The 15,875-nt window shown below is 36.3% G+C and carries 15 protein-coding genes; 10 read left to right on the top strand and 5 right to left on the bottom strand.

Annotation, left to right across the window (positions count from 1 at the left end; genetic code table 11):
• Positions 1-57: 57 nt before the first annotated feature.
• On the bottom strand, positions 58-321 hold the full coding sequence (locus tag CL42_RS13085; RefSeq protein WP_035269343.1) for a hypothetical protein: 264 nt from the start codon (positions 319-321) through the stop codon (positions 58-60).
• A 500-nt stretch (positions 322-821) separates the two neighbouring features.
• Here CL42_RS13085 and CL42_RS13080 point away from each other — a divergent pair, with 500 nt between their 5' ends.
• Positions 822-1,145: a hypothetical protein gene (locus CL42_RS13080; protein WP_004676205.1), complete on the top strand. Its 324-nt coding sequence runs from the start codon at positions 822-824 to the stop codon at positions 1,143-1,145.
• Here the strand turns inward: CL42_RS13080 and CL42_RS13075 are convergent.
• Together CL42_RS13075 and CL42_RS13070 are read right to left on the bottom strand one after the other, a co-directional pair.
• Positions 1,142-1,351 (bottom strand): hypothetical protein, encoded by a 210-nt coding sequence (locus CL42_RS13075; protein ID WP_035269349.1) that lies wholly within the window; start codon positions 1,349-1,351, stop codon positions 1,142-1,144. The two genes, CL42_RS13080 and CL42_RS13075, sit on opposite strands and share 4 nt — an antisense overlap.
• A gap of 100 nt (positions 1,352-1,451) precedes the next feature.
• Positions 1,452-2,576 carry a hypothetical protein gene (locus CL42_RS13070; protein WP_035269346.1) on the bottom strand — a complete coding sequence of 375 codons (1,125 nt, stop codon included), beginning with the start codon at positions 2,574-2,576 and terminating at the stop codon, positions 1,452-1,454.
• Between the two features lie 2,849 nt (positions 2,577-5,425).
• On the opposite strand from CL42_RS13070, the gene repM reads away from it, so the two are divergent.
• The 6 genes from repM to CL42_RS13030 all read left to right on the top strand — a co-directional run bounded on the left by repM (position 5,426) and on the right by CL42_RS13030 (position 11,939).
• Positions 5,426-6,334: a replication initiation protein RepM gene (gene repM / locus CL42_RS13060; RefSeq protein WP_004763412.1), complete on the top strand. Its 909-nt coding sequence runs from the start codon at positions 5,426-5,428 to the stop codon at positions 6,332-6,334.
• A gap of 84 nt (positions 6,335-6,418) precedes the next feature.
• Complete coding sequence (locus CL42_RS13055; RefSeq protein WP_004763413.1) at positions 6,419-7,060, top strand: AAA family ATPase; 642 nt, start codon at positions 6,419-6,421, stop codon at positions 7,058-7,060.
• Complete coding sequence (locus CL42_RS13050; protein WP_004763414.1) at positions 7,060-7,350, top strand: hypothetical protein; 291 nt, start codon at positions 7,060-7,062, stop codon at positions 7,348-7,350. Before CL42_RS13055 ends, CL42_RS13050 begins: the two co-directional genes overlap by 1 nt.
• A gap of 841 nt (positions 7,351-8,191) precedes the next feature.
• Positions 8,192-8,749, top strand: a complete 558-nt coding sequence (locus tag CL42_RS13045; RefSeq protein WP_004763415.1) for a recombinase family protein — start codon at positions 8,192-8,194, stop codon at positions 8,747-8,749.
• A gap of 774 nt (positions 8,750-9,523) precedes the next feature.
• On the top strand, positions 9,524-10,999 hold the full coding sequence (msr(E), locus tag CL42_RS13035) for an ABC-F type ribosomal protection protein Msr(E) (RefSeq protein WP_000052512.1): 1,476 nt from the start codon (positions 9,524-9,526) through the stop codon (positions 10,997-10,999).
• A 55-nt stretch (positions 11,000-11,054) separates the two neighbouring features.
• Positions 11,055-11,939: an Mph(E) family macrolide 2'-phosphotransferase gene (locus CL42_RS13030; RefSeq protein WP_000155092.1), complete on the top strand. Its 885-nt coding sequence runs from the start codon at positions 11,055-11,057 to the stop codon at positions 11,937-11,939.
• 189 nt (positions 11,940-12,128) lie between these two features.
• Here CL42_RS13030 and CL42_RS13025 read toward each other — a convergent pair whose 3' ends face one another.
• Together CL42_RS13025 and tet(39) are read right to left on the bottom strand one after the other, a co-directional pair.
• Positions 12,129-12,740 (bottom strand): recombinase family protein, encoded by a 612-nt coding sequence (locus tag CL42_RS13025; RefSeq protein ID WP_015060246.1) that lies wholly within the window; start codon positions 12,738-12,740, stop codon positions 12,129-12,131.
• 225 nt (positions 12,741-12,965) lie between these two features.
• The gene (tet(39), locus tag CL42_RS13020; RefSeq protein ID WP_004856455.1) at positions 12,966-14,153 is read right to left on the bottom strand and encodes a tetracycline efflux MFS transporter Tet(39); all 1,188 of its coding nucleotides are present in this window, start codon (positions 14,151-14,153) and stop codon (positions 12,966-12,968) included.
• Positions 14,154-14,218: 65 nt separating this feature from the next.
• Between tet(39) and CL42_RS13015 the strand changes: the two genes are divergently transcribed.
• The 3 genes from CL42_RS13015 to CL42_RS13005 all read left to right on the top strand — a co-directional run bounded on the left by CL42_RS13015 (position 14,219) and on the right by CL42_RS13005 (position 15,740).
• Complete coding sequence (locus CL42_RS13015; RefSeq protein ID WP_004787586.1) at positions 14,219-14,860, top strand: TetR/AcrR family transcriptional regulator C-terminal domain-containing protein; 642 nt, start codon at positions 14,219-14,221, stop codon at positions 14,858-14,860.
• Between the two features lie 291 nt (positions 14,861-15,151).
• Complete coding sequence (locus CL42_RS13010; RefSeq protein WP_035269327.1) at positions 15,152-15,439, top strand: BrnT family toxin; 288 nt, start codon at positions 15,152-15,154, stop codon at positions 15,437-15,439.
• A complete protein-coding gene (locus CL42_RS13005) occupies positions 15,426-15,740 on the top strand; it encodes a BrnA antitoxin family protein (protein ID WP_035269324.1) in 315 nt (104 codons plus the stop codon). Before CL42_RS13010 ends, CL42_RS13005 begins: the two co-directional genes overlap by 14 nt.
• The last annotated feature ends 135 nt before the right edge of the window (positions 15,741-15,875 follow it).

Below are 15,875 nucleotides of genomic sequence, written 5' to 3'. Positions count from 1 at the left end.
TTTTTTATTTAACATAAAATCTCATATACGAAATTCATCTGTAAGTCCCAGTTAGCTTCAATCTTGGCTTACTTTACGTTTTTTAATTTTAAAAGTTCTACGACTCGCTACTCGTTGAGCAAGTTCAGGATTACGCCCAGATAGGTGTTTAATCACAATTGGGGGACTATTGAGTTCCTTTAGTAGCACAGTATCTTTTTCAACATACATAACTGGCCCACTTTGAGCTGCGGTAACAAAGCTTTCTCGAAGTGTACAAGCTGCCTGAGAAGCAATTTCTCTCTCATCGTCATTTTCATTAATTAGATTTACTGCTGACATTGACGTAATCCTGAGTAAAGCCTACCTAAATCATATTCTAAGTCGGGTAGACAGGAGATAAAACTAAAGACATTTCTGCATGTGAGGCGTTATGCAACACACATAATAACTTCATTTCTACTTCAAGGTAGGTATTATGTGTGATCTTGATTTTTTATTTAATTTCAATAACTTAAAAAATTAACGTTTGAGTTTTATTCTTCCCACACAAATACAATAACATTTAAAATCAAATACTTATATTGTGTGAAAAATTTAAAGTTTAGCATCACACATAATACCTACCTGGATTTGCTTCACTAGGTAGGTATTATGTGTGATCATCTTAATGATGTTATTTAATTTCAGTATCTTACTTAAAACTCAACTCTTTATAATTTCAATAAATTTTCACGAAGCACAGTATCATTCGACACAAAATTTCTACCCATTTTTAATCCTGGATATTTAAAATTTGTAGAGAGTTCGTCATTCAAAAATTTAGATGCCTTGAGAGCCAAATGAATCATACAATTTTTCAGAAATTAGAAAAAATGAATGGGCACTGCAAGACTTGTGCTAAAGCTTATGCACTTTTGACTCTGTTGAGTCTGGTGACTTTTTTCATCTATTTTTTTAATCATTTCACGTTAGAAACTCTCTTTACAGACCCAAATGCCCTATTACCGGCGATCAAAATAGAGGCTTTTGTGCTTGGGATTATGCATATTGTTTATTCTTTCTTTTTTAAATATATCGATAAAAAACTGCAAATATATGGCTTAGATTCAAACAATCTGAATGAATACATCCAGCGGAATCAGGCATTTTTCCAAAAATATTAAGGTATGGCTTCTCCAGTGGAACTCATGTCTTGTAATACATCAAAGACAAGTCTTTCAATGCCTGAGCGTGCTTTATCAGGGTCTGGATCTAACCAGGACAGCGAAGGAAATTCGGCACAAAGGCCAACAAATTCTCCGTCTTGGGCAGACCACGTCACACTATATGAATAGCGTGCTTCAATCTTAAAATTGAACAAAGCCTTCATATATTTTGCTGCATCTTTGGTCTCAGCTCTCAAATCGTCAATTTCTTGGCGGCTGAGATCATAATCATCAGGATATTTCAGCATAGTTCACCTTTAATCTTTAATCTTTAAGTTTTTGCTTATTCTGTTTGTTCAAATACATCGTATCTGCATTACGACAAGCCACTTCAAACTCTTTAATGCTCATTGCCTTTTTCTTGGTAAATCGGACATAGTGCAGATGGTTCGTGAAATACTTCTTATTCAGCTTCTTATGATCAGGCTGTATCTGATTCAATAATTTTCGAACCCTTGCCTGTATTGAACCAATTTGAAATCGAGTCCCATGAAAATTCCCATGTGCCATCAATCGTGCGCTGGCTTCTGCAAATTTCTCTATACTTTCTGGCGTAGTTTGGATCTTGTTTAATCTCTTTTCAAACTCGCGTTTAGATCCATCTAAGAAGTCTTGGGATAAATACCAAGTAAACCGGACTCTTTTAGTGGAATAACGCTGAAAGAATTCTAAATGCTTTTTTCGAACCAAACGTAAGACCCGGGTAAGCTCTTTTAGCCTATCGTTGTAACTCTCATCATTTTCAAATTTAATCCCAAACCCCAATAGAAACTGAGTCACAGATTCTTGGTTCCAACGATTGTGCTCATTGTCTAAAAAAACAAAAGCAAACTTTCGATATAAACTCTTAAATCGTCGTTCTTCTGAGGCATCAAAGGGCTTAAAGATTCGATAGATAAACTTTTTGTTGCTATCAATCGCCTTCACACGTTTTGTATGCGTATTAAAAACGACCCCATAATTCTCAGGGAAATAATATATCTTCGCAAATTCAGTTTTCAGATCCGAAAATTCAATATATTGACCTAATACATAGGGACCAAAACGCAGCAGTTTTTCTTTTTTAGTCGTCAAAATACTATTCAGCTTTTGCTTGCGCGCCATGCTCGAATTCTTAGCGAGTATTTCTTTTAGCGTCAGCTTGCTTCTTCGTGCTTCACGATAACCAGTGGTAAATAACCAGAACTGGAACACCGCACTTTTTGCCGGATCATAATTGATCACAAGACTCCACACTGGCTCCCCGTAGTCTGATTTTTTCTTACGCGCTTGCTCACCGAGATCCAGACCATACTCTAAAATTAGTTTCGGAATCAGGTTTTGAAACTTCGAAAAAGGCACAACATCAGAAAACCAGAACTTTGCTTTTCCATTGGAAACGCATTGCATGATACTGAGCAGGCAGTCAGTTTTTGTTGTTGTGTAGTAGATCATAAATCAACCAAAACCTGAATTTTTGCGGAAAGCATAAAAGTCTATCTTTTATTTTAAAGAATCACAAAACCATTTTTCACTAAAAATGGTTTTTTTTTAAGCGAAGATGGGTTTTCTGTAAATAAGAGTTCCTGTGGACCCGAGCAAACAGTTGTTTTTAGGTTTTTTGTGGCTTATTCTGTGCCTGCCAAATATGAATTTTTTGGGATCGATGTGATTCGTATCTGTCCCAAATTTTTCTAGACCCTTGTCATTGCGGTTTTATGTGTATACGTCAGCCAACGTATACTAAAACTCGCAAAGCTGCGTGCGTGAGAAATCTAGCTGGCGCGGCTATGACGGGCACTAGGTGGTGAAATTCCGCTTATTGACCCAATCCTGACTGCATATAAACGCAGGTCTGCTTTTAAGCTCACCAGTCGTAAATATGTAATCTATGTAATAGTTGGGCGACATAGAAACGGGAATCTAGGCGACTAGATCAAACCCTGTCTAATGGAGAGTGTGAGTAACTTCAAGGATTGATAGTTGCGTTAACAACACCTATTTCATGCTTCAATTTTTACGAAGGGCATGATGTATGGCGCACAGGTGGGCTGCTGAGAATATCGCGAGGTATTAGGGAGTTGAGGAGAAATCTGGAAACTTCGGTACTCAAGGATTAACTTGAATGACTTGTCGAGATGACATTTCAGGTTAGTTGATGAGATCGCTGGATAGCTCAAGCCTGTAACGGTGACACGTAGAACGTTATGTCACTAAGACATTAAGACTGCATTGATTAAGTTCATTGCGGTCTTTTTTATTTTTTAGTGATTTAAACATAGCGAAGATGTTGCTTTGCGTAGATCAAGTGCTTTACCCACAATGAAGTCGAATAACGGTGAATAATACGGGTTTTTGGAACTCTTACCGTAGAACAACGGAATCGCTGTTATTTTGTGGAGTGGATAAGCGTACTGATCGTTTATTAATACTGGTTTACTTTTATTAATGAACAAAGACCATTATGACTAATATGGGAATCTCTCAAGTCGATCATTATACAAGGTGGCTCCTTGATATAGACTTTTGAAGCGAAAACCTGCCTTGAGTGGGGAATAAGTTTTGATTAATGAGAGAGGGAGAATTGTTGAGTAGATTCTGTATCGAACCTTGATACAGATCCAGTCACTTCGAGCGAATAAAAACGTAAGCGGTGATGAAGCGAAAGACAATGCGGGAAATATTTAAAACCACTGACAAGGGTTTTTAAAGTGAGGTGTGGCAGCCTCGGTATCTATGAAATGGTACGAACTTTTTTGGCGTGGAAGAAAATCAAAATGATTATTTCAATTATTAACGTGGCTGTTAGTAGTTGTGATATTTGATGATTATTCAGTAAGAAGCATGAACGGTGGCTCCGTTGTTGGTTCACGCCAACCAAATATCTTAGTTATTAATCCAAACTTTAAAGTTGAATTAATCGCTACTAGCTATTTTTTTTAGCGGTGACGTTATGAAGCAGTCAAGTTGTTTTACTAGCGGAATAGTGTTTTAGCGGTGATGTATTCTTTCCTGAATTTTCATCTAGCGGTCCAAATGTGACTTAGCGGTGACGATTGAATTTGATGGTTGAATATTAGCGGACCTGTACTTAGCGGTGATGGAAAACATATTGCTTCGTAACTAGCGGAAAAGTGGTATTAGAAAGTCGTAGTTGTGGAACTAAAACACAACCGAAGTTTGTCTTAAACTTAGTGGTGATGACAGTCGGGCATAAGCTGTCTGAACGGTTTGAGATTCGCTTCCTTTGCTATGCAAAGAGAATGTCACAAGTTGATAACTGTGAAAACGTACCAATACGTTCTATTGGCGTTAGGCGGTAACGTGAAACTCCAATATGAGCCCTGTTCTACTTCAGTAGACAGGGCTTTCCTATTTGGCGCTGATTTTCGTTTTAAGCAACTTTTTATAAAAAAGCTACCTAACATCATAAAAATCTGTAATCAGGCTAAAAATCGCGAATACAAGCGTCTAATCGGGATATATAGAGCGAGTGTCTACGAGCGAACTATGAAAAGTTGCGCCTAGACTCCCTGAAAAACTGTTTTTTACAGTTTTAGATCCTTGAAAAACTTAGATCACATGTAAAATTTTGAATCTAGGTCGAGCGAAGCGAGCAAAAAAGAACCATGAGCGAAGCGAATTCCGAGTTGCTTTTGCTTTTTTTTAAAAGTCACGGAAACATTGACCAAAAAATTGCCCCCCGAATCGAGCGAAAGCGAGATTCAATAGAGTTTGAGCGTAGCGAAAACCAAGGGCAATTTTTCATGATTTAAGTTTTTAATTATTTTTAATGTTTTTAATATTCTTTTAACCTTTCTCTAAGCCTTATACATAGGGCTTTTGGAACGCAATATAGCAACGTTTGCTCGGTGATATAGCAACGTTTGCTCGGTGATATAGCAACGTTTGCTCGGTGATATAGCAACGTTTGCTCGGTATTTAACAACATAAAATATCCTTGTTGCTTCTTTTTTTTAAAAAAATACTATTAATCAATAAGTTAAATAAAAATAAATAAAATAATTAACATTTGCAGTATGTTAAATCTGCGGTATATGACAACATTTTCTCGGTTGTATATATTTAATAAATTTTATATTAAAGTATTGAAATTTATCTTTATTTTTTGATTTTTAAAGGTGAGAAATTTTCATATCTTTTCTAGGATCGTACATTTTACGATCTAATATTTGACAACTATAAAATATAATGTTGTTATAACAACATATATTTTATAGTTGCTATTTTTTGTTCTTATGACAGATCTCGTTGTTAAATCTAATAAATTAATACTAGCACTACAGTCTTTAACTTTGTCTGAAGCTAGGCTAATTCAATTAGCAATTATTGATGCAAGAGAAACAGGAAAAGGACTTACTACTGAACATCCACTTGAGTTGAATGCTGCCCGATATGCTAAAGCATTTAATACATCGTTAGATGCAGCATACTTAAGTTTATCTGAGGCAGAAGAAACTCTTTTTAAGCGTCAATTTACTATTGAGAATGATGATGGTTCATTAACTAAAAGTCGATGGATACAAGATGCAAATTACAAAAAAGGTGAAGGGCGTATTTTACTTACCTTAACTCGTGTACTCATAGAGCAAGTGACTAACATCGATGGTTTTGAAACATATTTCACCAGTTATTATTTAAAACAAACTGCAAAATTTAAGAGTATTTATGCAGTTCGACTATATGAGTTATTAAAACAATGGAAAAGTGTTGGTTATACACCAACTTTTAATATAGATAAATTCAGGGAACAGCTTGGTATCGGTATTAATGAATACTCTAGAGTTGAAGCTTTTAAAAGACGTATTTTAGATGCTAGCATTCAACAAATTAATAAATTTTCAGATATAGAGGTAGAGTATCAACAACACAAAAAGGGACGATCAATTGTAGGTTTTTCATTTACCTTTAAACATAAGGAAACTCAGAAAAACAGCAAAATAAACAATGTAATAAATGAGCTTACAGATAAGCAAATTTTATTATTTTCTAATAAGTTAGCTCATAACATACCTTTCTCATCCAAATACAGTAAACCTGGGGAAAGTTATGAGGAATTTGCTGAAAGACTAGCTAACGAATTAATTGATCCACAAAAAGTTAAATTGTATAAGCCTTATTTAGAAGAAGTTGGCTTCAAGTCATAAAAATCCTTCAATATAAATTTGATAAAAAAAGGCATGGCTATTAAGATTGTTTGTTAAGTAAGTTACGTAAGTTACATAAGAATTATGATTATTTTAGTCGGTGGCGAAAAAGGTGGTTCAGGTAAAAGCTGTTTGGCACAAAACCTAGCTGTTTACCTTCAACAAAAAAAAAGAGACATATTGCTTCTAGATGCAGATCCACAAGGTACAACTACCGATTGGATTAAAGAAAGAGATGAAAACCCAGATTTAATAAACATTCCATCAGTTCAAGCTTCAGGAAACATTCGCCAGGTCCTTGACGATCTCTCTCGACGTTATCAAGACATTGTTATTGATGCTGGTGGCCAAGACTCAGAGGCTCTCCGTTCGGCAATGACAATTGCCACTCATATGCTTTTACCATTCCGTCCTAAACGTAGGGATTTAAAAACTTTAGTACACGTAGAGCAACTAATTAAGTTAGCAAAAGCTGTTAACCCGGAATTAGTCACTAAAGCAGTTATTACTCAATGCCCGACACTTCCTAGTCAAGCTCAACGTATTTTAGATGCTAAAGATGCTTGTGAATCTTTTGGGTTGGTAGCTCTCAATCAATTCACGACAAATCGTAATGTATATGATGATGCAGATGAAAATGGATTATCGGTTTTTGAAGTGGATTCTGATCCTAAAGCAAAAGCTGAAATTGAGAGAATAGTTATAGAGTTTTTAGGAGAACTATGATGGCTCTAAAGGGTCTCAAAAAAGCTGATCAAGATACTAAACAGCAAGACATAGATAACTTCATAAGCGGTGCATCTAAGCGGGTTAAAACATTAGAAAAATCTCAACAAAAATATCTTCGATTGACATTTTCTTTAACAAAAGATGTCGATAAAGAAATTGATGATCTTCTCGTTGATTCTAAAGTAGCCCGTGCCAATAGATCTATTATTGTTAAAGCTGCAATTCATCATTTACAACAGCTTCCAAAGGATGAGCTAAAAAATCTTATCTTAAAAGAATTAAATTAGATAAAAGTTATTAAACTTACGTAAGTTTAATAAATTACGTAAGTTTAATAACTTAATAAATTTTTCTTGTATTTTGACATTTCCTACCACACATTATTTAAAATAATATTTTAATTACAAATACTTACAACCACAACATGTGATTTACCTTAAATATTAATAAATCTGTAAATTAAGCAGTAAAAACTCATATATACAGAAAAAAATAGGCAAATTTCCCTATTTTAAGTAAAAAATAGGTCATTGGATCAATAAATCCATCAAAAATATTACTTAACTTACGTAAGTTAAGTAATATTTTTGATGGATTTTGACATTTCTTCCCACGTGAGATTTTAAAATAATATATTACAAATACTTAAAATAGGCTTTGTTGCAAAAAAGAAATAAGCAATTGATTTTATTGACTTTAATTTTATATAAAAAATAAATCAAAACCTTTAAAATCATATAGTTATGAAATCTTTATGCAACAAATCTGTACATAGATCAAAGCTTTGGCGTTAGGGATGTTGGCTCTGCTCATATAAGAACATAATTAAAAGCCATATTCCAAACTGCCAAGAAATCAAACAACAAGAGTCAAAAGTAAATTGGAAAACAGTCGTTGAGTTTCCTGCTTCCCAATAGTCTAAATCAAGGCTGTAGTTTTTTCCGCCCGATTATCCTAGTTCGGTTTTTTTTATGCCCAAAAATTTTAATTCAACCCTTGTACTTATAGGCTATAGCCTAACGGAACAATTTAAGACCTAATAAAATCAGACTTAAAACCGTATCTATAGACTTAATTTTACATTTCGGTACAATATGTATCTATAACTCCAATATCTAACGGTACAAAATGCCTAATCAGGTTGGCTACATCCGAGTCAGTTCATCGGAACAAAATACGGAACGTCAATTGGATGGAATCCACCTCGATAAGACCTTCATAGAGAAGGCAAGTGGGGGTAGCCGTGAACGTCCTCAATTGCTCGCTATGCTCGAATATCTGCGTGATGGTGATACGGTGCATGTTCACAGTATTGACCGCCTGGCACGTAATACGAATGATCTGAACGACATTGTGAACAGCCTGAATGATCGTGGCATAACCATCATTTTTCATAAAGAAAATCTGACCTTTAGCCATGATGTTGCACAGTCGGCAATAAATAAGCTCATGTTCCAAATGCTTGCTGCATTTGCAGAATTTGAACGCTCCATGATCCGTGAACGGCAAAAGGAAGGTATTGCTAAAGCCAAAGCGAAAGGCTTATATAAGGGCAGAAAGCGTAAAGTTGATTATGCAGAAATACAAAAAGCCATGCAGGAAGATGGCTCGACTTTTAGAAGTGTGGCAAAACAGTTTGGAGTAGGGATTGCTACAGTTCAAAGGGCAGTAGGGCAAAAGCCTTAATGATGACCAGTCATCAAGGATCGGAGAATATTTTATGCAGCTGTGAGTTCCGTAATTTTCTTTTTCAACACTGATACTTGTACGGCTGAAGATCGAAAGCTATTTCTGCATCTGCATTGAAGGCTGTTAATACCCCGGCTTTTGGAGCCGTTTTTTTAGCCCCTATGATTAACCACGATTGTTTAACTAATATGAACAAAGTCGTGAAACATTGGTCAAAGAATAGGCGTGGAACGTGAAAAATCATAAAAAAAGCCCACCAGAGGGTATGTGGGCTAAAATCATGTAACTACAGCGTTGAATTATAAGGACAATTATAACGCATTTCGCATAAGGTGTATTATGTTAATTTTAGAAAATCTTCACTACTATTATTTTAAAATAAGCCTTATATCCAAGCATAAAACAAGGTTGTCTAGACTTCTTTTAACAGTAAAGTTATCATAAAACTGAATTTTATTTTTTAGGTAAGTTTATGCATTCTATCCGCATTCGTTAAGACACAACTATTTGCATAGTGACACTATTTTATAATGGTGGGCTTTTGTTGTGTCTTTAAGAATATATGCGGATATATAAAGTAAAAGTATGCTTAATTTATAAGTATGCTTTTAGTGCATAGTTTCCAGTTATAACTTAATTGACTAGCTATTTGTCCACCCTGTGGATGAATAGCTTTTTTTTTGGGAGGACACTGTGATGCTAGCTTTTGTTTTCACCTAAATCCTGTTTGCTGCATAAAAAATTTCAAGAGCTAAACAGGAGTAAATAAAAATGAGTTTAATTATTAAAGCGAGAAACATACGCTTGGATTATGCTGGGCGTGATGTTTTGGATATTGATGAATTGGAAATTCACTCTTATGACCGTATTGGTCTTGTGGGTGATAACGGAGCAGGAAAGAGTAGTTTACTCAAAGTACTTAATGGCGAAATTGTTTTAGCCGAAGCGACATTACAGCGTTTTGGTGATTTTGCACATATCAGCCAACTGGGCGGAATCGAAATAGAAACGGTCGAAGACCGGGCAATGTTATCTCGCCTTGGTGTTTCCAATGTACAAAACGACACAATGAGTGGCGGAGAGGAAACTCGTGCAAAAATTGCTGCCGCATTTTCCCAACAAGTACATGGCATTCTAGCGGATGAACCAACTAGCCACCTTGATCTCAATGGAATAGATCTACTTATTGGTCAACTTAAAGCATTTGATGGAGCATTACTTGTTATCAGTCATGACCGATATTTTCTTGATATGGTTGTAGACAAGATATGGGAGTTAAAAGACGGTAAAATTACGGAATATTGGGGTGGTTACTCGGATTACTTGCGTCAAAAAGAAGAAGAGCGACAACACCAAGCCGTAGAATATGAGCTGATGATGAAGGAACGGGAGCGATTAGAATCTGCTGTGCAAGAAAAACGCCAGCAAGCTAATCGATTAGACAATAAGAAAAAAGGAGAAAAATCCAAAAACTCTACCGAAAGTGCTGGACGACTTGGGCATGCAAAAATGACTGGCACCAAGCAAAGAAAACTGTATCAGGCAGCTAAGAGTATGGAAAAGCGTTTGGCTGCATTAGAAGATATTCAAGCACCAGAGCATTTGCGTTCTATTCGTTTTCGTCAAAGTTCAGCCCTAGAACTGCACAATAAGTTCCCGATTACGGCAGATGGTCTGAGCTTAAAATTTGGTAGCCGTACTATCTTTGATGACGCTAACTTTATAATACCGCTTGGCGCTAAAGTCGCTATAACTGGATCGAATGGAACAGGGAAAACGTCCTTGTTAAAAATGATATCAGAACGTGCTGATGGATTAACCATATCTCCAAAAGCTGAAATTGGCTACTTTACACAAACAGGATATAAATTTAACACGCATAAATCTGTGCTCTCCTTTATGCAGGAAGAGTGCGAGTACACAGTTGCGGAAATTCGTGCAGTATTGGCTTCAATGGGGATCGGAGCGAATGATATTCAAAAAAACTTATCCGACTTATCGGGAGGTGAAATCATCAAACTGCTTTTATCCAAAATGCTTTTAGGAAAATATAATATTTTGCTTATGGATGAACCAGGAAACTATCTTGACCTAAAAAGTATTGCCGCATTAGAAACAATGATGAAGTCCTATGCAGGAACTATTATCTTCGTATCTCATGACAAGCAATTGGTCGATAATATTGCTGACATTATCTACGAGATCAAAGACCACAAAATCATCAAGACTTTTGAGAGAGATTGTTAATGATAGCCAATCTAATCCGAACATTAATTATTGAACTCTTTAAAGGAAATTAAAAATGACAATTCAAGATATTCAATCACTTGCTGAAGCACACGGCTTGTTGCTTACGGACAAAATGAATTTCAATGAAATGGGCATTGATTTTAAGGTCGTTTTTGCTCTTGATACAAAGGGGCAACAATGGTTGCTGCGTATTCCTCGTCGTGATGGCATGAGGGAACAAATCAAGAAAGAAAAACGCATTTTAGAATTGGTAAAAAAACATCTTTCTGTAGAGGTTCCTGATTGGAGAATTTCATCTACAGAATTAGTGGCTTATCCCATACTTAAAGATAATCCTGTTTTAAATTTGGATGCTGAAACCTATGAAATAATTTGGAATATGGACAAAGATAGCCCGAAATACATAACATCTTTGGCAAAAACCTTATTTGAAATCCATAGTATTCCTGAAAAAGAAGTTCGGGAAAATGATTTGAAAATTATGAAACCTTCAGATTTAAGACCTGAAATAGCAAACAATTTGCAGTTAGTAAAATCTGAAATTGGTATAAGTGAGCAATTGGAAACCCGCTACAGAAAATGGTTGGATAATGATGTTCTATGGGCAGATTTCACCCAATTTATACATGGCGATTTATATGCTGGGCATGTACTAGCTTCAAAGGATGGAGCTGTTTCAGGCGTTATTGATTGGTCAACAGCCCATATAGATGACCCAGCGATTGATTTTGCTGGGCATGTAACTTTGTTTGGAGAAGAAAGCCTCAAAACTCTAATCATCGAGTATGAAAAACTAGGGGGTAAAGTTTGGAATAAACTATATGAACAGACTTTAGAAAGAGCAGCGGCCTCTCCTTTGATGTATGGTTTATTTGCCTTAGAAACTCAAAATGAAAGCCTTATCGTTGGAGCAAAAGCTCAGTTGGGAGTTATATAATTTAAAAATATGATTGCTGAGAACTGCCTTGTTTTGAAACTTGGTTGGCTTTAATTAGTTTTTAGTATTCTTTATAGAAAATGCCTCGATCAAGGGGCATTTCTAACAATCATTTAACATAAAATTTCTTATGTGAAGTAACCTGAATGCAGCGGTGCCCCATTGGGGGCGCGTTGAGATAAGCCTCTTTTAGATAACTTTAGCAACTCGATAGACAGTTGCAACTCCACAATTCACTGCTTTGGCAATTTCTTCCTTAGTCATATTGCCAACTACTAGCAATTCTTTTATTCGTTTATGTTTAGCCTCATTTGCCTTCTTGCCTGTTGGTTTGTAACCCGAACGTGCCAGGCCCTGCTTAATACGTTCTATACGTTTCTCATTGTCTAGGCGGGCCATTGTTGCCAGAAGATCAATCAACATATTGTTGATGAGTTCCAAGATTGAATGAGTAATGCTGTCACTGGTTTGAATCATTTGGTAGGTAGTAGGAAGATCTGCTACGACTAAACGAAGTCCCTTCTCCTGGATCCTGCGCTTCAGCTCTTGAAAATCTCGTTGGGTTAGGCGTGATAAGCGGTCAATACTTTCAACTAACAATGTGTCACCTTGATTTGCTTCTGACAGTAGCTTATTCAATTCAGGTCGGTCTAACTTCGTACCACTATAGTTTTCCACGTACACAATGGTTTCACCCAAATTCAAGTTTTGGTTTAGATCCTGAAGAATCTGCAAAGCCCTTTCTGCATCTTGATCTTTAGTTGAAGCTCGTAGATAAATACGTGTATTCATTTCTATCATTTAATCTTAATTCTATTAGATTAATGATAATACTATCATTTAATTATTGCATTAAGTCTAATGATAGATATTGTATGCGATTTGGCTCGCTATCATTCAGGTATAGTCTTTTGATAAAAAAAGCATGACTAAAAGCCATGCCTTGGGAATTCGTATAACGTGTATTATGTTAATTTTAGATAAACTATAGAATCCATTAGTTTTTAAACCAATAAATTAAATATTTTATGGAACTCCAGAATATTTATTCAGGCGATACTTAAGCAATAAGGGTAGGGTGATTACATAAAGTATTGCAGCTAATGCCCATACCATTCCAGGAGCTGATGCCTGAGTCATAAAATAGAGGCTAGTAACTAATACAGGACCAATTATAGCCCCCAGACTATTAAAACTGCTTAATAGCCCTTGTAATTCACCTTGTCTTTCATCACTAATACCTCTGGACATCATTGCTTGCAAAGCAGGAACGGCTACTCCACCAAGGGCAAACAATGGTAACAACGCAAAAGGCACCCATTCTTCAACAGCAATAGATAAAAGAAGTAAACCAATTGCATCGCAAGCTATTCCACATAACAACGTATTTTTCTCTCCAAACCTCTTTACCATAGGGGCGATAGCAAAAGCCTGTGCAATAGAATGGCATATTCCATAACTAGCAAGGGAAACACCTGCAATAAATATACTCCAGCCATAACGATCCTGCCCATAGATAACCCATAAAGTTGCGGGGACTTGTGAAACCAATGTGATAATTAAAAAGATACCAAGCAATGGAGCCATATTAGGTTGAGTGATCAAATAGGATAATTTCTTTAATATTGATTGCTCCTGAACCTTCTCAGTCATTTTATTGCTGTGTTTTGATTCTTTTAATAAGACTGCTGTCATTATTAAATTAATCCCATTCATAAAAGCAGCAGCAAAGAACGGTGCATGTAAGTTCCATTCACCCAAAACTCCACCTATTACCGGACCCGCTATAAACCCAATACCAAAGACAGCTCCAAGGAGACCAAACCTTTTTGCACGCTCATGGGCTGGAGTAATATCTGAAACATAAGCTGTTGCAACAGCCATGTTGGCACCTGTAATTCCCGCAAAAATACGACCAATATATAGCCACAATAGAGAAGGAGCAGCAGCCATTAGGAGATAATCAGCCGTTGCACCAGCAATTGAAATAATTAATACAGGTCGACGTCCAAATCGGTCACTCAACGCTCCAAGGATAGGTGCAAAAATGAACTGCATCAGAGCATACACAGCTAATAAAGCACCATAGTGAACACCGCCTGCTTCAGCTCCAGCCAATGACCGTAATAATTCAGGCAAGATCGGCATAATTAAACCAATCCCAACAGCATCCAGAAATATAGTGATTAAAATCACGCTCAATGATTTCTTCACAAATGCCTTCTCTAGCAATGATAGAATTAATATTCTCTCACACACTCCCTATCAGTGATAGATTTATGAGTAAAAAAGATATTGCACCTCAACGTCTGACACGTGAAATAGTCCTGCGTACCGCATTGGATATGTTGAATGAAGAAGGCATAGATTCAATAACCACACGCAAGCTAGCTCAACGATTGGGTATTAAATCTCCAACTCTATATTGGCATTTCAAGAATAAATCCTTGTTAATGGAAGCAATGGCGGAAACCATTATAAATGAACACCATTTAGTTTCTTTACCCATCGATGGGATGACATGGCAAGATTGGTTGCTCGCTAATTCTGTAAGCTTTCGTCGAGCACTACTAGCTTACCGTGATGGTGCTCGTCTACATGCAAGAACTAGCCCCAGTCAAGGACATTTCAACACGATTGAGGCCCAAGTTGCGCTGTTATCTCATGCTGGGTTTTCTCCTGTTGAAGCAGTTGCATTACTTATGACATTAGGAAGGTTTATTGTTGGGTGGGTCCTTGAGGAGCAGCAAGAAGAAATAAGATCAGACCCACCATTCGAAGCCGATCCAACTATATATCCACTCATGCTCCAAGGAGTGAATACCTTACAAAATATGAATGCGGATGACATTTTTGAAAATGGGATTCGTATGGTGATTATCGGTGCTGAAAGACAACTTGATATTAAAATGCAAACTTAACTCTATACTGCTTTAAGCAACTGTTCTATTTAGTAATAAAGCTTTTATCCTTAATTATTTAACATAATAGAGCTTATACGAAACGCACTTTAAAATATTATTGTTTTTCATGCAGTTAAAATTTTTTGACCAGCCTCAAAAACCGTAAAAAGTCGACTTTGAAACAAGTCGGCTTTTTTATGATCTGTTTTGATAGTTCTTGCCAATAAATTTGACTAAAAATTACGCTTTTCAGCTTGAGTGATACAATTTTGTGATACATTATTGTATATACAAATTTGAATGTTTTTTATGGAACAGTATTTCGAATGGGATGAGGCAAAGAATCGAAAGAATCAGAAAAAGCACGATGTCTCTTTCGAAACAGCAAGCCTTGTTTTTGATGATCCATTAAGGATCTCAATCCAAGACAGACATACCGATGGTGAAGAACGTTGGCAAACCATTGGAAAAGTAAAAGGCGTACTAATGCTCTTAGTAGCTCACACCATCTTTGATGAAGATGACTGTGAAATCATACGAATCATTAGTGCAAGGCAAGTCACCAAAGCGGAGCGAAACAAATATGAGCATGGTTAGATACTCACGCAAAGAGCTGAATGAGAAATTTGGTGAGAAGCAAGATGCTGAAATTCAACGCTTGCTTGCTAAAGGCACTGTTCCTGATGATCAGCTAGATCTATCAGATATTCCTGAAATTACAGACTGGAACAATGCTGTACGTCATAATCAGTTCTACCGTCCAGTGAAGCAACAGACTTCCATTCGTTTAGATGCTGATGTGCTTGCTTGGTTCAAAGCACAAGGGAAAGGTTATCAAACACGTATGAATGAAATCTTACGGGATGCTATGCTCAAAGAATTAAAAAATCATCAGTAAAAATGGGAGCTTAGGCTCCCATTTTTAGATTCGTATAACGCGTATTATGTTAATTTTAGATTTTCTAAAAAGATGGTACTCAACTTATAACATTTCTAATCGTATTAATATCACTGGTGGTGTTTCAAAAAGTAT

This window comes from Acinetobacter sp. Ver3 (genome assembly GCF_000632455.1).
In the GTDB taxonomy this organism is placed as follows: domain Bacteria; phylum Pseudomonadota; class Gammaproteobacteria; order Pseudomonadales; family Moraxellaceae; genus Acinetobacter.
This window is presented reverse-complemented; position numbering and strand designations above follow the sequence as displayed.